Origin of the sequence: Pseudomonas sp. S37 (assembly GCF_016658545.1) — a bacterium.
GTDB lineage: Bacteria > Pseudomonadota > Gammaproteobacteria > Pseudomonadales > Pseudomonadaceae > Aquipseudomonas.
In genome coordinates this window covers 20,503-38,800 of the sequence record NZ_JACVZC010000005.1, presented here as the reverse complement: position 1 = coordinate 38,800, position 18,298 = coordinate 20,503, and the positions used below count along the sequence as shown (strand labels likewise).

Here is an 18,298-nt window from a genome sequence, read left to right as displayed (position 1 = left end):
CCTGACGTCAGGCCGAAGCAGCAGCCCCTGCACGGCCCCCGGCCTTCCTCATCAACCGCTTCATCCGCCATTCAAAACCAAAGGTCAGCGCCACCGCCGCACACGCCAGCCCCAGCGCCAACCCCCACCAGATCCCGACCGCGCCACCACCCAGGTTGAACGCGAACAGCCAGGCACTCGGCGCCCCCACCAGCCAGTAGCAGCACAGCCCGATCAGGAAGGTGGTCTTGGCATCCTTCAGCCCGCGAATAGAACCCATGGCAATGGTCTGCATGCCATCGAACAGCTCGAACCAGGCCGCCACCATCAGCAATTGCACCGCCAGTTGGTAGATGGCTGCAAAGCCTGGGTCATTACGGTCGATGAACAGGCTCACCAAGGCTTCCGGCAACAGCAGGAACAGCGCCGCAAAGGCAAACATGATCGTCGCCCCAAAGCCGATACCCACCCGCCCTGCGCTGCGCGCGGCCAGCAGGTTGCCAGCGCCGTAATACAGCCCCACGCGCATGGTCACCGCATACGACAGGCCCGTCGGCACCATGAACGCCGTGGACACGATCTGCAGGGCAATCTGGTGCGCCGCCAGCTCGGTGCTGCCGAGCACGCCCATGCACAGCGCGGCAAAGGCGAACAGGCCGACTTCGACCATGTAGGTGCCGCCAATCGGCAGGCCCAGCCGCCACAGTTCGCGCAGGGCCGGCAGCGACGGGCGCGACAGGCCCTTGCGCAGCGGGTAGGCGACATAGGCCGGGTGCCAGCGGATGTACAGCGCCAGCGCAATGGCCATGCCCATCGATACCACCGCCGTAACCAGGCCGATGCCCATCAGGCCCAGCTTGGGCAAGCCGAACATACCCTCGATCAGCGCCACGTTGAACAGGTAGTTGAGCACGGTGCCGACCAGGCTGATGACCATCACCGGGGTCGAGCGGCCCAGCGCGCTGGTGAAGCCGCGCAGGGCCATGAAGGTCAGGTAGCCGGGCAGGGCCAGCGGCAGCAGGGTCAGGAACTGCGCCGCCGAGGCCACGTTCTCGGGCTTTTGCCCGAACAGCAGCAGTACCGGCTCAAGGTTCCACAGCACCAGCGCGGCGAACAGCGCCAGGCCCCAGGCCAGCCACAGGCCGCTCTGTGCCAGGCGCGTGGCGCCTTCGATATCGTTGGCGCCCTTGCGTATTGCCACCAGGGTACCGACTGCGGCAATCACGCCCAGGCAGAAGATCGACACGAACGAATAGCTCGCCGCACCCAGGCCGCCACCGGCCAGTGCCTGCGGGCTGATGCGGGCCATCATCAGGGTGTCGGTCAGCACCATCAGCATGTGCGCCAACTGCGAGGCGATCAGCGGCCCGGCCAGGCGCAGCAAAGCCTTGAGTTCTGTGGTGGGCGCGACATGCATGGGCAGTCCTTCTTCCTGGGGTGATGAACGAAGGGCGATTCTGAGGCTTCGGTCAGCTTTGCACAAAAGGATAAAAGCGATAGTTGGCATGAGTTGAACTCATGCCAATATGCTCCTTGGTAATTCGCCTCTCACGCCCATATTGCAGGTGCCTCATGCCACGCCAGCTACCCCCGCTGTATGCCCTGCGCGCATTCGAAGCGGCTGCGCGACTCAGCTCGTTCACCCGTGCCGGCGAAGAGCTGTCGATCACCCAAAGCGCGGTCAGCCGGCATATCCGCACCCTTGAAGAACATTTCGCCTGCCGCCTGTTCGTGCGCAGCGGGCGCAACCTGCAACTGACTGAAGCGGGGCGGGTACTGCTGCCGGGCGTGCGTGAAGGCTTTGCGGCGTTCGAGCGGGCCTGTGAAACTTTGTGTGGCGAAGATGACATCCTGCGCATGAAGGCCCCGTCGACCCTGACCATGCGCTGGTTGCTGGCGTGCCTGAGCCGCTTTCGCCACTTGCAGCCGGGCAACGAGGTGCAACTGACCAGCGCCTGGATGGACGTCGACCATGTGGACTTCAACCAGGAACCGTTCGATTGTGCGGTGTTGCTCAGCGACGGGGTGTTCCCGGCAGACTGGGAGGTGCGCAAGCTCTTCCCGGAGTTGCTGATCCCGGTCGGCGCGCCAGACCTGCTCGACGAAGAGCCCTGGGATGTTTGCCGGTTGGCCGGCATCGAGCTGCTGCACCCCACCGTGGATAAACGCGACTGGCGCGAATGGCTGGAGCGCATGGGCCTCAGCGACAAGGTGTCGCTCAAGGGCGGGCAGGTGTTCGACACCCTGGAGCTGGGCATGATCGCGGCGGCGCGTGGCTACGGGATTTCCATGGGTGATTTGCTGATGGTGGCTGAGGATGTGGCGCAGAAGCGCCTTAGCCTGCCCTGGCCGACAGCGGTGCCCAGCGGCATGGATTATTACCTGGTGTGGCCGCGCACCCGGCGCGGAGGGGAGCGGTTGCGGCGCCTGAGCGTGTTTCTTGAACAGGAAGTGGCTGCCATGGACCTTCCGGATGTGGAAATCCTGCCGACCCTTTGATCACCAGTTCCGGCCCTTTCGCGGGTAAACCCGCTCCCACAAGTATGGCGCAGGATTCAGGTTTTGCGCGGTACTTGTGGGAGCGGGTTCACCCGCGAAAGGGCCGGAACAGGCGATAGAAAACGTTTGCGAATACCCCGGCCCGACACTCAAGTATTCGCCAGCGACGCCGATCCACTGGCACCAGCGTCCCGAAAGAGGACGCGCTTCCCGTCGATAAAAAGCGGGCGGTCAGCGTGATCAGGACGATCCCGGCCTCTTGCCTGGAGCTTCCCCATGTCTCAACCGCGTGCCCGCATCGCCTCGCAGCTCGGTGTCGCCCTCGCCATCGTGCTGGCGCTGGTGATTACTGGCAGTACCCTGTTTGCCCTGCGTTCGCTGGACGATGCCAACCTCGCCACACGCCAGGCCCACCTGGCCAGTGAAGCGCGGCTGCTGGCCGACCAGCTCGACACCTTCCACGGCTCGCTCAAGGACAACACCCAGCGCCTGAGCGGCCTGTTCGAGCGCCGCTTCGCCTCGGGCCTGTCGCTGCATGCCGGTGAAACCGTGCAGGTCGCCGGCCAGGCCACGCCGGCCTTGTACCTGGGCGAACACTTGCTCAACAACGATTTCCAGCTGGTTGACGAATTCCAGCAGATGACCGCCGGCATCGCCACGTTGTTCGTGCGCAGCGGCGACGACTTCGTGCGCATCAGCACCAACCTGAAGAAGCAGGACGGCAGCCGTGCCATCGGTACCCAGCTCGATCGCCAGCACCCGGCTTATCTCAAGCTGCTGGCCGGGCAGATGTACGTTGGCCGCGCCGTTTTGTTCGAGCGCAACTACATGACCCGTTACGTGCCAGTGAGTGACAGCAATGGCCGGGTGATCGCCGTGTTGTTCGTTGGCTTCGACTACACCGACGCGCAGAACGCCCAGTTTGCCAACCTCAAGCGCTTTCGCATCGGCCAGACCGGGTCGTTGGCCCTGCAAGATGAAAAGGGCCAATGGCTGGTGCCGCCGGCCAATGCCGAGCAGCCGCTGTACAGCGTTACAGCGCCCTTTACCGAAGGCCCGTGGACGGTGGTGGCGAGCATGCCGACGGCGGAAATCCGCGAGGTGACCTGGAGCGTCGGCCTGCGCCTGGCCATCGGCAGCTTGCTGGCCATGGTCCTGGCCGTGGCTGCCACACTGTGGCTGTTGAGGCGCAAGTTGCGCCCGCTGGACGCGCTGGTGCGCCAGGCCGAAGCGCTCGGTGCCGGTGACCTGAACGCGCGGCTGAGCGTGACCAGCCATGATGAAATCGGCCAGTTGGCCCGCAGCTTCAACACAATGGGCGAGGCACTGTCGACCATGGTCGAGCACATCCGCAGTGCCTCCGAACAGGTCAGCACCCGCGCCCGCTCGCTGTCCGGGCTGTCTACGGGGGCGTGCGAGGGCATGGACCAGCAATCCGGCGAAATCACCAGCATGGCCGGAGCGGTGGAAGAGTTCAGCGCCACCTCGATGAACATTGCCGACAACATGGCGGGCACCGAGCGCATGGCCCGTGACAATGCCCAGCAGACCCGTATAGGCCGCAGCGCCATGGATGAAGCATCGCGCTCACTGAAGCAGATTGCCGATGCCCTCGGCGGCACTGCCACGGTGATGGACAGCCTGGGCGCTCGCTCGCAAGAAATCGGCGGCATCATCAGCGTGATCACAGCGATCGCTGAGCAGACCAACCTGCTGGCATTGAATGCGGCCATCGAGGCTGCTCGCGCCGGTGAGCAAGGGCGCGGCTTTGCAGTGGTGGCGGATGAGGTGCGTGGGTTGGCTGCGCGAACCCGCCAGGCCACGGATGAAATTTCCGGGATGATCACCAGCATTCAGCAGCAGACCGGCCACGCCATCACCACCCTGGAGCAGGGTAACCAACTGATGCAGGAGGGCCTGGCGCGTAATGACAAGGTGGCAGAAGCGTTGGCGCGTATCGACGAGCAGAGCCGTGCGGCGGGTGAGCAGTTTGCGGTGATCAGTACGGCGACTCAGGAGCAGAGCAGCATGGCAACGGTGCTGAGCCGCAACCTGCAGAGCATTGCCCAGGCCAACGGCGAGCAGCGCGAGGTGGCCAATGAACTGGCCTTCACCGCGCGGGAGCTGGAAGGGCTGGCGGCGCAGCTACGGCAGGAAGTGGACCGGTTCCGCTGATACTAAAGCCTGCGCGGTACCTGTGGGAGCGGGTTTACCCGCGAAGCAGGCGATGCGGTGGATGGCACCGGCTTTGCCGGTGTTCGCGGCTAAAGCCGCCCACAGGTACGCGATAGGGCGCAAAGCGCCCCCGGCGATATCCAGCCTTACATCGAGCCCAGGTTCAACGCCTGCGCACATGCCTGCAACGAGCGGCGCTCGCTTTGCGCATACAGCGCCAGCTCATCCTGCACCTGCAGCCCCAACGCCGCCTCAAAGGCATCGCGGTTGGCATTGCTGCCGTACTCCGCCTGCGCATCGTCACCCAGGTTGGACTGGAAGATCCCCGCCGCACTCACCGGCAGGAAGTCCTCGTACACCAGCGCCTCGAAGTGCACATGGCCTGCCTCGATCAAGCCTTCCAGGGTAGTCGGGCGGCCGTCCTGATCCCGCGCAGCCAGGCCTTTCTCGGTAGCGAAGTAGCGGAAATACGCCAAGCCCTGCTCACGCATCTGCGCGAGGTCGTCCGGGAATTCGGCAAAGCTGTCCTTCAGCAGCGCCATGTAGCGCTCGGCGTTGGCCTCGGCCGGCGCACCGCCCAAGGCAGCACGGGTGGCGTCGAGCAGTTTGTCGTACAGCTGGCGGCCTTTGGGCGTCAGCGCCGCACCCCGCTGTTCAATCTCGCCAAAGCGCGCAGTGTGGCTGCCTTCGCTGCCTTGCTGGTCGCTGAACGCGACTTTTTCCTGCAAGGCCTTGAAGCTGGTCTGACGCAGCAGTATCGGGTGGCGGCGGGTGGGTGGGCCTTCGACCACGGCTTTCGGCGGGATGCCCTTGGCCGGCATGCCGACCTGGATCGCATCGATGTCCAGGGTACGCGGCGTCAGATGGTTGATGTGCGGACCCTTGAAGGCCACCACATCGGCAATCAGGCGGTGCTGGTCGTGCAACTGCTGGTACTGCTCGGCCGTGACGGTAGCGTCATGGTGCCAGCGGAAGGTGTGCAGCGCCTCCTGCACGAACGCTTCGGCATCTGCGGCGTTCAGGCCGCCATCGCGCTCGCACTGGGCGATCAGTTCGAGGGCGCGGGCGGTGAAGATCTGGCGCTTGGCCAGAATGCCTTGGGCCAGCTCGCGCAGTTGCAGGTTGTCGATCAGTTCCAGGCGCAGCAGCGAGGTGAACACCCGGAACGGGCTGATGTGCAGCGATTGCTCGTGCACCGCGCGGAAAGCGGTGGAGTGCACCGGCACCCCGGCAGAGCTGAGGTCGTAGTAGCCGACCGGCTGCATGCCCATCACTGCGAACAGGCGGGCGATGGTGGCCAGTTCCTCGGCAGTGCCGACGCGGATCGCACCGTGGCGCTCGTGGTCCAGGCGCTCGATTTCGCCGGTCCAGCGCAGGGCCTCGGCAACCTTGGGTTGCTGGGCCATGACCTGCTGGTTGATTTCGCTCACCAGCTCCAGCAGCGTGCCGTACAGCGGCACTTCCTGTTTGTACATGAGCGACATGGCGGCAGAGAACTGCGCGCGGATGCTGTCTGGGCTGACGAAATCATGGGCGGGCATCGCTAGCTTCCTGGTTAGGTTCGGACGCTTACATGAAAGCTGGGAATGCACTTGGCTCACAAGCGAAAAAAAGTGAGTGTGTCATTCCTTTTTTGATCGACCTGTAGGGCCCTTTCGCGGGTGAACCCGCTCCCACAGTGGCCGCGCAACGCCTTTGTGGGAGCGGGTTCACCCGCGAAGAGGCCCTCAAACCTGCAACTGCTCGCGAATCCATTCCACCAACGCCCTCACCTTGGGCACCTCCGCCGCATGTTCGGCATACGCCAGGTAATGCGCCCCGGTACTGCGCATCGCATGGTTCCACGGCACCACCAGGCTACCCTCGGCCAGTTCCTTCGCTGCCAGGTAACGCGGCACCAATGCCACCCCGCACCCGGCCTGCGCCGCGCTCAACGCCATATAGAACGTATCGAAGCGCGGCCCGTGGTAGGCGCTGACGCTCTGCAGGTCCTGCTCCAGGAACCACTCATGCCAGGCCTCCGGCCGCGACGTACTCTGCAGCAGCACCAGCTCGGCCAGCTCCTCGGCCCCGCCCAGCTCACGCCCGCCCAGCAGCTCCGGCGCGCACACCGGTACCACCTCTTCGCGGAACAGCTCCACGCAGGTAGCCCCCGGCCAGGTGCCCTGGCCATAGAAGAACACCACGTCGGCCGAACCCTGCAGCAGGGCGAACGGTTCCATCTCGTTGCGGATATCCAGGTGGATATTGCTGTGCCGTTTGCCAAAGCCCTTGAGGTGCGGGATCAACCAGCGCACACCAAAACTCGGTTGAGTGGCTACTTTCAATATCTCGGTCTGCTCGCCGTAGGTGAGTACGTAGCGGCTGGACATGTCCACCTGGGTAAGGATCTTGTTCACCTCGGCCAGGTACAGGCTGCCGGCCGGGGTTAGCTGCAGGCGCCGGCGAATGCGCAGGAACAGGTGGTGGCGCAGCATGTCTTCCAGCTGCGCTACCTGTTTGCTGACCGCGCTCTGGGTCAGGTGCAGTTCTTCGGCGGCACGGGTAAAGCTCAAATGGCGGGCTGCAGCTTCAAAGCACTGCAGGGCGGTCATGGAAGGCACCAGGCGTTTGGACATAGCGGTCTCTGCGGCTCGAATCATTACCTGACGGAATGATATGCGGAATAAAGGTCGTTTGTTGTACCTATGTGATCGGATTAATACTGATCCACATCATTTTTCCACCCCATCACCCGATGTAGGAGATGCACAAATGGTTGCTGGATTGCTCGAGCGCCTTGGCGTTGCCGCCGAGGCTTACACCCAGGGCGACTACCCTGTTCACACGCCGATCGACGGCAGCCAGATCGCCTCGGTGAAACTGCTCGGCAAAGCCGAGACCATCGCCCGCATCGATCAGGCCCAGAGCGCCTTCGAAGCCTGGCGCACTGTGCCAGCCCCACGCCGTGGCGAGCTGGTGCGCCTGTTCGGCGAAGTGCTGCGTGAGCACAAGGCCGACCTCGGCGAGCTGGTTTCGATCGAAGCCGGCAAGATCACCCAAGAAGGCCTGGGCGAAGTGCAGGAAATGATCGACATCTGCGACTTCGCCGTTGGCCTGTCGCGTCAGCTGTACGGCCTGACCATTGCCTCCGAACGCCCTGGCCACCACATGCGTGAAACCTGGCACCCGCTGGGTGTGGTCGGCGTGATCAGCGCCTTCAACTTCCCGGTTGCCGTGTGGGCCTGGAACACCGCCCTGGCCCTGGTGGCCGGTAACTCGGTGGTGTGGAAGCCGTCCGAGAAAACCCCGCTGACCGCCCTGGCTTGCCAGGCGCTGTTCGAAAAAGCCCTGAAAGCCTTCGGCGACGCCCCGGCTGGCCTGGCACAACTGGTCATCGGCGGCCGTGAAGCCGGCGAAGCCATGGTCGACGACCCGCGCGTACCACTGGTCAGCGCCACCGGCAGCACCCGCATGGGTCGCGAAGTCGGCCCACGTGTGGCTGCCCGCTTCGGCCGCAGCATCCTGGAACTTGGCGGCAACAACGCCATGATCCTGGCACCGAGCGCAGACCTGGACCTGGCCGTGCGCGGCATCCTGTTCTCCGCTGTCGGCACCGCCGGCCAGCGTTGCACCACCCTGCGCCGCCTGATCGTGCACCGTTCGATCAAGGACGAAGTGGTTGCCCGCGTCAAAGCTGCCTACGGCAAAGTGCGCATCGGCGACCCGCGCAAGGACAACCTGGTTGGCCCGCTGATCGACAAGCTGTCGTTCGACGCCATGCAGGGTGCGCTGGCCAAGGCCCGCGACGAAGGTGGCCAGGTGTTTGGTGGCGAGCGTCAGCTGGCCGACCAGTACCCGAACGCCTACTACGTGTCGCCAGCCATTGCCGAAATGCCGGCGCAAAGCGACGTGGTGCGCCACGAAACCTTCGCCCCGATCCTGTACGTGCTGGCCTACGACGACTTCGAAGAGGCCCTGCGCCTGAACAACGAAGTGCCACAAGGCCTGTCGTCGTGCATCTTCACCACCGACATCCGTGAAGCCGAGCGCTTCCAGAGCGCCTCGGGTAGCGACTGCGGCATCGCCAACGTCAACATCGGCACCAGCGGCGCCGAGATTGGTGGTGCGTTTGGTGGCGAGAAAGAAACGGGCGGTGGCCGTGAGTCCGGTTCGGATGCCTGGAAAGGCTACATGCGTCGCCAGACCAACACCGTGAACTACTCGCGTGAGCTGCCGCTGGCGCAGGGTATCGTGTTTGACTGATAAGTAGGTGCTGCATGGCCGGGGGCGTGGCCCCCGGTTCGCGGGTGAACCCGCTCCTACAGGGATCTCCATCGCCTGCGCGGTCCTTGTAGGAGCGGGTTCACCCGCGAATGGGCTGCAACGCAGCCCCAACAAGAACAAATAGCTGGAGCCGGGCCATGTCCGAACTGCGTCAAGAATGCTTGTGGGAATTCGTCAGCAAACCGAGCGTGGCCGCCCAGGCCCTGGCCGGTGAGCACAAGGCCGATGTCTGCGTGATCGGTGGCGGCATTACTGGCCTGTCGGCGGCCATCCACCTGCTCGAACAGGGCAAGTCGGTGATCCTGCTGGAGGCCTGGAAGATCGGCCACGGTGGCTCCGGGCGCAACGTCGGCCTGGTCAACGCCGGCACCTGGATCCGCCCCGACGATGTCGAGGCCACCCTCGGCCAGAAGCAGGGCAGCCGCCTGAACAAGGTACTCGGCGAAGCCCCGGGCGAAGTGTTCGCCATGATCGAGCGCCTGGGCATCGACTGCCAGGCTCAGCACAAAGGTACGCTGCACATGGCGCACAACGCCACCGGCATCGCCGACCTCGAGGCCCGCCACGAACAATGGCGCCGCCGCGGTGCCGACGTGGAGCTGCTGACCGGCGCGCAGTGCCAGGAATACTGCGGTACCAACAAGATTTCCGCCGCGCTGCTCGACCGCCGCGCCGGCACCATCAACCCGATGGGCTACACCCAGGGCCTGGCAGCTGCCGTGGTACGCCTGGGTGGCAAGCTGTTCCAGCAGTCTTCGGTCGAAGGCCTGGAACGTGATGGCGACGCCTGGCGTGTGAAAACAGCACGGGGCTCGGTGCGCGCCGACAAGGTGGTGATTTCCACGGGTGCCTACACCGAAGGCGACTGGAGCAACCTGCAGAAGCAGTTCTTCCGTGGTTACTACTACCAGGTGGCGTCCAAGCCGCTGCAGGGCGCTGCGGCGGACAAGGTGTTGCCACATGGCCAAGGTTCGTGGGACACCCGCACCGTGCTCAGCAGCATCCGCCGCGACGACCAGGGCCGCCTGCTGCTTGGCAGCTTGGGCCGGGTCGACAACAAGCCCGCCTGGTTCGTGCGCAGCTGGGCCGACCGCATCCAGAGCCATTACTACCCGGAGCTGGGCAAGGTCGAGTGGGAAATGCACTGGACCGGCTGCATCGACTTCACCCCTGACCACCTGATGCGCCTGTTCGAGCCGGCACCGGGGCTGGTGGCGGTGACCGGGTATAACGGGCGGGGCAATACCACCGGTACCGTGATTGGCCGGGCGTTTGCCGAGTTCCTGCTGAAGGGCGAGGCTGATAGCCTGCCGATACCGTTCTCGCCGATGAACGGCGTGAGTGCGCCTTCGTTGCGTACCGCGTTCTACGAGTCCGGGTTCTCGCTTTACCACGCGGGGCAGTGCTTGCGGGTTGTGTTGTAGCAACTGGCCTCTTCGCGGGTGAACCCGCTCCTACAACGATCGCGGTCCTTGTAGGAGCGGGTTTACCCGCGAAAGGGCCGGCACAGGCTTACTTGTGCAACCAGCTAAGGAAGCCACCCTTCTTGATCAGGGTCGGTTTCTGCAGCAACAACGACTCCCGGCTCTGGCGCCGGAACCGCTGCAACTTGCTCAGCGCCGTCTGCACATCGCCACGCTGCACCAGGCAACTTTTCACCTGCTCCTTGTCGATCCGGTACAGCACGCAACTGGTCAGCGTGCGGAACTCGGCAAACGAATCGTCTTCATCAATGATCCCCTCGATCCCCAGCACCTCACCCGGCCCCATGCGCCCGGCTTCCAGCAGCTTGTCGCCATCACGCACCGACGCCGACACCACACCGCTGCCAATCACCAGCAGATGGTCGGAATGCTCGCCCACCTCCAGAATCACCTGATCCGCCAGGTACTCCACGGTGGTCATGCGCTGGCTGAGCGCATCGCGCTCCTCGGCGCTCAACGAGCGGAACACCCGCACTTCGTCCAGCACCTCGCGCTGGCGGCTGCGTGGCGGCATGGCCAGGTCGATGTTCCACATTACCCCGCTGGCCTCCAGGTGCCGGTGCGCCAGGTCGAACAACTGGTTGCGCGCGGCAGTCTTGCCGCCCATGTCGGCAATGAAGCCGCTGGCCTCGTACTCCACCGAATCCAGCGTCGAGGCCTTCACCGAAACCTTGGGCCCAGGTGAGGCAAGGATCGCGCTGGTGCCCTGCAAGGCCTTTTCCAGCGCATCGAACACCCGCTTGGGGCGCACCTTGGCCGGTACCACCACGCTGATCGACACCCCGTGTACATCGGCCGGGCGGCTGTGGTTGAGCAGCCGCGCCTTGGCCGCCACCGAGTTGGGGATCACCGCCAGGCTACCCGTACCCGTGAGCAGGCGGGTGGCGCGCCAGTCGATTTCCAGCACCTTGCCTTCGGTGCCGTCGATCGAGATCGAATCGCCAATCTGGTACGGCCGCGTGGTGTTCAGGATGATGCCGCTGAACACGTCGGCCAGCGTGCTCTGCAACGCCAGGCCGATGACGATGGCCATCACCCCGGAGGTGGCCAGCAAGCCCTTCACCGGCAGTTGCAGCACATAGCCTGCGGCAGCGACCACGGCGACCAGGAATATCAGCGCGCCCAGCACATCTTGCAGCAGGCGCCCGCCATGGCTGCCCCGGGCCACCAGCAACAGGCCGAACACCACGGTGACCGTGCGCGCGCCGAACAGCCACCAACCGATGGCCAGCACCGTGGCCATCAGGTTGCGCGAAACATCGTCGGGCCAGGGTGGCGGTTGCAGCGGGCTCATGCCGGCGGCCACCAGTACCGAGCTGAACAACAGGAAAAGCACCAGCCGGGTACCGATGCGCCAGGCCCGGTGCTGGAGGGGGATCAACTGCCAGATTACGAGGTCGAGCAGGATCAGGGTGGTACCGAGCAACAACGGGGACGACTGGATGAACGCCAGCATGATGGTCTCGGGTGTGAGGGGAGGGCTGTGGGTAGTAATAGAGCAGGTTGCCGTTGCAGGCAATGGGGCCTGTACTGGCCCTTTCGCGGGCTCGCCCGCTCCCACAGCGTTACGCGGTCGTTGTAGGAGCGGCTTTAGCCGCGAAAGGGCCGGTACAGCCCACATAAAACCATCGTTCCTAAAACAGAACGCTAAAGCCAAAAACCACTATCTACCGCTCCAAAGGTGATGGTTTTAATCTTCTCCCATCAACGCGAAACACCCAAATTACTGAAAATCAAAACCCTTAGGAGCTACCCCCATGACCAATTTCAAATACAACCGCCTGAACAAAGACGACGCCGCCGTACTGCTGGTCGACCACCAGGCTGGCCTGCTGTCGCTGGTCCGCGACATCGAGCCTGACGCCTTCAAGAACAACGTGCTGGCCCTGGCCGACCTGGCCAAGTTCTTCAACCTGCCAACCATCCTCACCACCAGCTTCGAACAAGGCCCCAACGGCCCGCTGGTACCCGAGCTGAAGGAACTGTTCCCGGACGCCCCCTACATCGCCCGCCCAGGCCAGATCAACGCCTGGGACAACGAAGACTTCGTCAAGGCCGTAAAGGCCACCGGCAAGAAGCAACTGATCATCGCCGGCGTGGTCACCGAAGTGTGCGTAGCCTTCCCGGCGCTGGCCGCCCTAGAAGAAGAGTTCGACGTGTTCGTGGTCACCGATGCCTCCGGCACCTTCAACGCCATGACCCGCGACGCCGCCCATGACCGTATGAGCCGTGCCGGCGCACAGCTGATGACCTGGTTCGGCGTGGCCTGTGAGCTGCACCGCGACTGGCGCAACGACATCGAAGGCCTGGCCGCGCTGTGCTCCAACCACATCCCGGACTACCGCAACCTGATGACCAGCTACAACGCCTTCAACGCCAACAAGTAAGCCCAACCGCCGCGGGCACCGCCAGTCGGTGCTCGCCCAGGGCAGCACACCTATCCAATCCTCCGCCCGTTCGCCGTTGCACAGTGGATGCGGGCAAGCTCATCCCAAGGAACGCCGATGAACACCGCACTCCAAGACAACCGCAACGTGGTGACCCTGGTCATCCAGCACAAGGTTCGCGCCGCGTCGCTGGCCGCGTACGAAGCATGGCTCAAGCGCACGGTCAGCACCGCGCGCCGCCAGCCGGGGCATCTGGACGTCAACGTCATTCGCCCCGACGACGGCGGGCTGCACTTCACCACCGTGGTGCGCTTCGCCGATGCCAGCCTGCTGCAGGCCTGGGTCAACTCGGCCGAACGCCAGGCGCTGGTCAATGAAGTACTGCCGCTACTGGAAGGCGGTGACCACACCCAGGTGCACGACGACCCGGAGTTCTGGTTCACCCCGCCAAGCACCAACGCCGCGCAACCGCCACGCTGGAAGCAGGCGCTGCTGACCTACCTGGTGATCTGCCCGATGACCATGGTCATTCCGCAACTGCTGGCGCCGCTGTTCGCACGCTTCCCGCAGCTGGGCGGCCCGATCACCGGCAACCTGATCGTCAACCTGTTCGTCATCCTGCCCGTGGTGTTCTACATCATGCCTTGGGTAACCCGCCGCTGCGCCAACTGGCTACGCGGTTGAGCCACGCCTTCACCTGGACACTTTCAAGGAGATACCGTTATGAGCACGTTCGTTACCCGCGATGGCACTTCGATCTATTTCAAGGACTGGGGCAGCGGCAAGCCCGTGCTGTTCAGCCACGGCTGGCCGCTGGATGCCGACATGTGGGACTCGCAGATGGAGTTCCTGGCCAGCCGCGGCTACCGCACCATCGCCTTCGACCGCCGTGGCTTCGGCCGGTCGAGCCAGCCGTGGAGCGGCTACGACTACGACACCTTCGCCGATGACATCGCCCAGCTGATCGAGCACCTCGACCTGCGCGACGTGACCCTGGTGGGCTTCTCGATGGGCGGCGGCGATGTCAGCCGCTACATCGCCCGCCACGGCAGCGAGCGGGTCGCCAGGCTGGTGCTGCTGGGCGCAGTGACGCCGGTGTTCGGCAAGCGTGACGACAACCCTGAGGGTGTCGACCCGTCGGTGTTCGAAGGTATCCGCGAAGGCTTGCGTGCCGACCGTGCGCAGTTCATCGCCGATTTCGCCGCGCCGTTCTATGGCATCAACCATGGGCAGCAGGTGTCCCAGGGCGTGCAGACGCAGACCTTGAACATTGCGCTGATGGCGTCGATCAAGGGCACCCTGGATTGTGTGACGGCGTTCTCCGAAACCGACTTCCGTCCGGACATGGCCAGGATCGTTGTGCCGACGTTGGTGATTCATGGCGATGACGACCAGATCGTGCCCTTCGAGACCACCGGCAAACAGGCGGCGGAGCTGATTCGTGGGGCTGAGCTGAAGGTGTATGCCGGGGCGCCGCATGGGTTTGCAGTGACCCATGCGCAGCAGCTGAATCAGGACTTGCTGGCGTTCCTTCAGCAGTAACTGTGCTGGCCTCTTCGCGGGTAAACCCGCTCCCACAGGGATACCACGATCTTCCAGGCCTGTGGTGTCCCTGTGGGAGCGGGTTCACCCGCGAAGAGGCCAGCCCAGGCAACACAAAACCCGATCAGGGCTAACCTTCTTCAACCCACCGCACATCCATCCAAGCCCTGACCCCATGTCAACCGGCATGCTCCGCAGTCGCGCCTGCCGCCGCCGCACCCAGAGACGGAGAACCCTATGTCCCAGGACCGCAACGACAAGACCCGTCGCCAGTTCCTCGCCACCAGCACCGTCCTCGGTGCCGCCGGCGCGCTCTGGTCCGCATTGCCTTTCACCGGCCAGGCCGGTTCCGCTCACGCATCCACCCAAGGAGGTTCCATGACCGCCGATCTGATTCTGTTCAACGGCAAGCTGCACACCGTTGACCGCGAAAAGCCCACCGCGACCGCCGTCGCCATCAAGGACGGCCGCTTCCTCGCCGTGGGCAGCGACGCCGAGGCCATGGCCCTCAAGGGCGCCACCACGCAAATCATCGACCTCAAACAGCGCACGGTTATCCCGGGCCTGAACGACTCGCACCTGCACCTGATCCGTGGTGGCCTGAACTACAACCTGGAGCTGCGCTGGGAAGGCGTGCCGTCGGTGGCCGATGCCCTGCGCATGCTCAAGGACCAGGCCGCACGCACGCCAACCCCACAGTGGGTGCGCGTAGTGGGTGGCTGGAACGAATTCCAGTTCGCCGAAAAACGCATGCCCACCCTGGAAGAAATCAACCAGGCCGCACCGGATACCCCGGTATTCCTGCTGCACCTCTACGACCGCGCGCTGCTCAACCGCGCTGCGCTCAAGGCCGTGGGCTACGACAAGAGCACGCCGAACCCGCCAGGTGGCGAGATCCAGCGTGACAAGTTCGGCAACCCGACCGGCATGCTGATCGCCCGCCCCAATGCGATGATCCTCTACGCCACCCTGGCCAAGGGGCCGAAGCTGCCGCTGGAATACCAGGTCAACTCCACCCGCCAGTTCATGCGCGAGCTGAACCGCCTGGGCCTGACCAGCGCCATCGACGCCGGCGGCGGCTACCAGAACTTCCCCGATGACTACTCGGTGATCCAGGAGCTGGCCGACAACAACCAGCTGACCGTGCGCATTGCCTACAACCTGTTCACCCAGAAGCCCAAGGAAGAGCTGGACGACTTCAAGAAGTGGACGTCCAGCGTCAAACTGCACAGCGGCACCGACTTCCTGCGGCATAACGGCGCCGGCGAAATGCTGGTGTTCTCCGCCGCCGACTTCGAGGACTTCCTCGAGCCGCGCCCGGACCTGCCGCAGACCATGGAAGAAGAACTCGAGCCGGTGGTCCGTCACCTGGTCGAACAACGCTGGCCGTTCCGCCTGCACGCCACGTACAACGAATCGATCACGCGTATGCTCGACGTGTTCGAGAAGGTCAATCGCGACATCCCGTTCAATGGCCTGCCGTGGTTCTTCGACCACGCCGAAACCATCACCCCGGAAAACATCGAGCGCGTGCGCGCCTTGGGCGGCGGTATCGCCATTCAGGACCGCATGGCCTTCCAGGGTGAATACTTCGTCGACCGCTACGGCGCCAAGGCCGCCGAGCAGACCCCGCCGATCAAGCGCATGCTCGACATGGGCGTGCCGGTAGGTGCCGGTACCGACGCCACCCGCGTGTCCAGCTACAACCCGTGGACCTCGCTGTACTGGCTGGTCAGCGGCAAGACCGTTGGCGGCATGGAGCTGTACAAGGAAGGCCTGGACCGCGAGACCGCGCTGCAGCTGTTCACCCAGGGCAGCGCCTGGTTCTCCAGCGAGCAGGGCAAGAAGGGCCAGATCAAGGTCGGCCAGCTGGCAGACCTGGCTGCGTTGTCGCTGGACTTCTTCAGTGTTGATGAAGAGGCGATCAAGGGCATCGAGTCGGTGCTGACCATTGTCGATGGCAAGGTTGTGTACGGTGCCGGCGAGTTCGATCGCCTCGGCCCACCGCAGGTGCCAGTGCTGCCGGAGTGGTCGCCTGTGGCCAAAGTGCCTGGGCACTGGCGCGTGGGCACACCGTCGCTGGCAGCAGCCGTGCACCAGTGCTCGGGGCCGTGCGGGGTGCATGCGCACAGCCATGACAAAGCGCGCAAATCGAGTGTGCCGGTCAATGACTTCCAGGGCTTCTGGGGGGCACTGGGTTGCTCGTGCTTTGCTTTCTAAGCTGAGCTGATGTGAAGAAGGGGCCATTTTTTGGCCCCTTTTTTTGTTCTTTCAGTGCTGGCCCTTTCGCGGGTAAACCCGCTCCTACATCGGAACACGATACATGTAGGAGCGGGTTTACCCGCGAAAGGGCCGGAGAGGCCAACATCAATGGTGAGCCTTATGCTCCCCACCCGCCAACAAATGCCGAATCCGCACCTCGACGCCCTCGGTCTGCAGCATCCTGACTCGCGCCTCGATCTTCAGCTCCCCGCGGGTCACCCGATGGTGATGCCGCAAATGCTCCAGCCACGACTCTTCAAAGAAGAACTCCAGCCACACCGCCGGGTCTGCACTGTCGCGCATCAGCCCCCACGACAACGCACCATTGCGCTTGCGCATGGCCTCCAGCTCCCGTGCCGCCAGCTGGAATGCCTCGGCCCTGGCCGGGTCGACGTGGTACTCCACGGTCACCATCACCGGCCCGCTTTCCTTGTCCATGTCATCGCTCAGCACCGGCACCGGCCAGTGCAGTGACGGCGTCAGCTCTTCAGCCTCGGTTTCCGGCAGCGTCACCTTGCAGGTCAGCAAGGTGCCTAATGCCAGCCCACCTGCGGCAAACAACAGGCTGACGGTAATCGATACATGGCTTGCAACCGTACCCCACAGCAAGCCGCCACAGGCCATGGCGCCGAAGAAGATCAGGATGTATACCGACAGCGCCCGCGCCCTTACCCAGGCCGGTACCGAGGTCTGCGCTGCCACCTGCAAATTGGACAGCACGGCAATCCACGCCGCACCGCTGAGCAACATCGCTGGCAACAGCACATAGAAGTTGCGTACCAGTGCCAGGGCCAGCAGGAACAGGGCATACAGCAGGCTCGCTAGCATCACCAACCGATCGCGGCTGATGTGTTCACGCAGGCGCGGCAGCAAGGTAGCCCCGGCCACCGCGCCGATACCGATCGCCGCCAGCAGCAAGCCGAAATCGGCGGCAGTGCCATGCATTTCGCCCCGCACAATCAACGGCAGCAACGACGTACCGGCGCTGGCGCAGAAGAAGAACGCCAAGGCCCGCAACAGCACAGCCTGCAAGGGTTTGGCACTGCGCGCAAAGCGCAGGCCGGTGCGCATGGCCGCGACAAAGCGTTCTGCCGGCAACAGTGGCTCCTTCACCTCGCGTTTCCATAGGAGCAACACCAGGATCACCCCGGCAAATGACACGGCGTTCAACGCAAAGGTCAGCCACGGGCCGACCAGGCTCACCACCACGCCGGCCAAAGCCGGGCCGATAGCGCGCGACACGTTGATACCGACGCTGGAAATGGCCACCGCGTTGGCCAGGTCTTGCTTGCCCACCAGCTCCGGCGTCAATGCACTCCAGGCCGGCATCATCAGTGCGGTGCCAATGCCCAGCGCCAGGGTCAGCACCAGCAGCAGGGTCACGTTCATCAACCCGAGCAGGGTCAGCGCCGCCAGCACCACGGCCACCGTCGACATCCACAGCTGCACCAGCAACAGGTAGCGGCGCTTGTCGACGATGTCCGCTGCCGCGCCTGCCGGCAGGGCCAGGAAGAACATCGGCAGCGAACCGGCCACCTGGATCAGCGCCACATGCAGCGGGCTGGCCGACAGCGTGGTCATCAGCCAGCCGGCGCCCACCTCGTGCATCCAGGTGCCGATATTCGAGGCGATGGTGGCGATCCACAGCATGCGGAACGTGGTGTTGCGCAACGGGCTCCAGGCGCCTGAAGGGGATGTGCTCAT

The 18,298-nt window shown here is 64.2% G+C and carries 13 protein-coding genes and 1 pseudogene; 9 read left to right on the top strand and 5 right to left on the bottom strand.

Going from position 1 to position 18,298, the window contains the following annotated elements:
* Nucleotides 1-7 precede the first annotated feature (7 nt).
* A complete protein-coding gene (locus IAE39_RS03380; RefSeq protein WP_201199409.1) occupies nt 8-1,396 on the bottom strand; it encodes a NorM family multidrug efflux MATE transporter in 1,389 nt (462 codons plus the stop codon).
* A gap of 155 nt (nt 1,397-1,551) precedes the next feature.
* On the opposite strand from IAE39_RS03380, the gene IAE39_RS03375 reads away from it, so the two are divergent.
* The 3 genes and pseudogenes from IAE39_RS03375 (at nt 1,552) to IAE39_RS30055 (ending at nt 4,653) form a co-directional block, all read left to right on the top strand.
* Nucleotides 1,552-2,478, top strand: a complete 927-nt coding sequence (locus tag IAE39_RS03375) for a LysR substrate-binding domain-containing protein (protein ID WP_201199407.1) — start codon at nt 1,552-1,554, stop codon at nt 2,476-2,478.
* A gap of 276 nt (nt 2,479-2,754) precedes the next feature.
* A pseudogene (locus IAE39_RS30060) lies at nt 2,755-3,798 on the top strand (Cache 3/Cache 2 fusion domain-containing protein); the annotation flags it as partial.
* Nucleotides 3,793-4,653, top strand: coding sequence for a methyl-accepting chemotaxis protein (locus IAE39_RS30055; RefSeq protein ID WP_442968420.1), 861 nt, complete (start codon nt 3,793-3,795; stop codon nt 4,651-4,653). The pseudogene IAE39_RS30060 and the gene IAE39_RS30055, both read left to right, overlap by 6 nt.
* A gap of 146 nt (nt 4,654-4,799) precedes the next feature.
* Here the strand turns inward: IAE39_RS30055 and hglS are convergent, their stop codons facing one another.
* Both hglS and IAE39_RS03360 read right to left on the bottom strand, forming a co-directional pair.
* Nucleotides 4,800-6,194, bottom strand: coding sequence for a 2-oxoadipate dioxygenase/decarboxylase HglS (hglS, locus tag IAE39_RS03365; protein WP_201199403.1), 1,395 nt, complete (start codon nt 6,192-6,194; stop codon nt 4,800-4,802).
* Between the two features lie 186 nt (nt 6,195-6,380).
* The gene (locus IAE39_RS03360; protein WP_201199401.1) at nt 6,381-7,271 is read right to left on the bottom strand and encodes a LysR family transcriptional regulator; all 891 of its coding nucleotides are present in this window, start codon (nt 7,269-7,271) and stop codon (nt 6,381-6,383) included.
* 136 nt (nt 7,272-7,407) lie between these two features.
* Between IAE39_RS03360 and amaB the strand changes: the two genes are divergently transcribed.
* Nucleotides 7,408-8,898: an L-piperidine-6-carboxylate dehydrogenase gene (amaB, locus tag IAE39_RS03355; RefSeq protein ID WP_016712672.1), complete on the top strand. Its 1,491-nt coding sequence runs from the start codon at nt 7,408-7,410 to the stop codon at nt 8,896-8,898.
* A 158-nt stretch (nt 8,899-9,056) separates the two neighbouring features.
* Nucleotides 9,057-10,343 (top strand): L-pipecolate oxidase, encoded by a 1,287-nt coding sequence (gene amaA / locus IAE39_RS03350; protein ID WP_201199399.1) that lies wholly within the window; start codon nt 9,057-9,059, stop codon nt 10,341-10,343.
* 88 nt (nt 10,344-10,431) lie between these two features.
* Here the strand turns inward: amaA and IAE39_RS03345 are convergent, their stop codons facing one another.
* A complete protein-coding gene (locus IAE39_RS03345) occupies nt 10,432-11,859 on the bottom strand; it encodes a mechanosensitive ion channel family protein (RefSeq protein ID WP_201199397.1) in 1,428 nt (475 codons plus the stop codon).
* 301 nt (nt 11,860-12,160) lie between these two features.
* Here IAE39_RS03345 and ycaC point away from each other — a divergent pair, with 301 nt between their 5' ends.
* The 4 genes from ycaC (at nt 12,161) to IAE39_RS03325 (ending at nt 16,552) form a co-directional block, all read left to right on the top strand.
* On the top strand, nt 12,161-12,790 hold the full coding sequence (ycaC, locus tag IAE39_RS03340) for an isochorismate family cysteine hydrolase YcaC (RefSeq protein ID WP_201199394.1): 630 nt from the start codon (nt 12,161-12,163) through the stop codon (nt 12,788-12,790).
* A 117-nt stretch (nt 12,791-12,907) separates the two neighbouring features.
* Nucleotides 12,908-13,474: an antibiotic biosynthesis monooxygenase gene (locus tag IAE39_RS03335; protein ID WP_201199392.1), complete on the top strand. Its 567-nt coding sequence runs from the start codon at nt 12,908-12,910 to the stop codon at nt 13,472-13,474.
* Between the two features lie 39 nt (nt 13,475-13,513).
* Nucleotides 13,514-14,332: an alpha/beta fold hydrolase gene (locus tag IAE39_RS03330; protein ID WP_201199390.1), complete on the top strand. Its 819-nt coding sequence runs from the start codon at nt 13,514-13,516 to the stop codon at nt 14,330-14,332.
* A gap of 378 nt (nt 14,333-14,710) precedes the next feature.
* The gene (locus IAE39_RS03325) at nt 14,711-16,552 is read left to right on the top strand and encodes an amidohydrolase (RefSeq protein WP_201199570.1); all 1,842 of its coding nucleotides are present in this window, start codon (nt 14,711-14,713) and stop codon (nt 16,550-16,552) included.
* Between the two features lie 147 nt (nt 16,553-16,699).
* On the opposite strand, the gene IAE39_RS03320 is transcribed toward IAE39_RS03325, so the two are convergent.
* Nucleotides 16,700-18,298 (bottom strand): MFS transporter, encoded by a 1,599-nt coding sequence (locus IAE39_RS03320; RefSeq protein WP_201199389.1) that lies wholly within the window; start codon nt 18,296-18,298, stop codon nt 16,700-16,702.

Excerpts from the sequence above, each read along its gene's own strand:
- IAE39_RS03325 (WP_201199570.1), top strand. The coding sequence starts at position 14,711 with ATGACCGCCGATCTGATTCTGTTCAACGGCAAGCTGCACACCGTTGAC.
- IAE39_RS03360 (WP_201199401.1), bottom strand. The coding sequence starts at position 7,271 with ATGTCCAAACGCCTGGTGCCTTCCATGACCGCCCTGCAGTGCTTTGAA.
- IAE39_RS03345 (WP_201199397.1), bottom strand. The coding sequence starts at position 11,859 with ATGCTGGCGTTCATCCAGTCGTCCCCGTTGTTGCTCGGTACCACCCTG.
- IAE39_RS03330 (WP_201199390.1), top strand. The coding sequence starts at position 13,514 with ATGAGCACGTTCGTTACCCGCGATGGCACTTCGATCTATTTCAAGGAC.
- amaB (WP_016712672.1), top strand. The coding sequence starts at position 7,408 with ATGGTTGCTGGATTGCTCGAGCGCCTTGGCGTTGCCGCCGAGGCTTAC.
- IAE39_RS03380 (WP_201199409.1), bottom strand. The coding sequence starts at position 1,396 with ATGCATGTCGCGCCCACCACAGAACTCAAGGCTTTGCTGCGCCTGGCC.
- amaA (WP_201199399.1), top strand. The coding sequence starts at position 9,057 with ATGTCCGAACTGCGTCAAGAATGCTTGTGGGAATTCGTCAGCAAACCG.
- IAE39_RS30055 (WP_442968420.1), top strand. The coding sequence starts at position 3,793 with ATGGGCGAGGCACTGTCGACCATGGTCGAGCACATCCGCAGTGCCTCC.
- IAE39_RS03375 (WP_201199407.1), top strand. The coding sequence starts at position 1,552 with ATGCCACGCCAGCTACCCCCGCTGTATGCCCTGCGCGCATTCGAAGCG.
- hglS (WP_201199403.1), bottom strand. The coding sequence starts at position 6,194 with ATGCCCGCCCATGATTTCGTCAGCCCAGACAGCATCCGCGCGCAGTTC.
- ycaC (WP_201199394.1), top strand. The coding sequence starts at position 12,161 with ATGACCAATTTCAAATACAACCGCCTGAACAAAGACGACGCCGCCGTA.
- IAE39_RS03335 (WP_201199392.1), top strand. The coding sequence starts at position 12,908 with ATGAACACCGCACTCCAAGACAACCGCAACGTGGTGACCCTGGTCATC.
- IAE39_RS03320 (WP_201199389.1), bottom strand. The coding sequence starts at position 18,298 with ATGAGCACATCCCCTTCAGGCGCCTGGAGCCCGTTGCGCAACACCACG.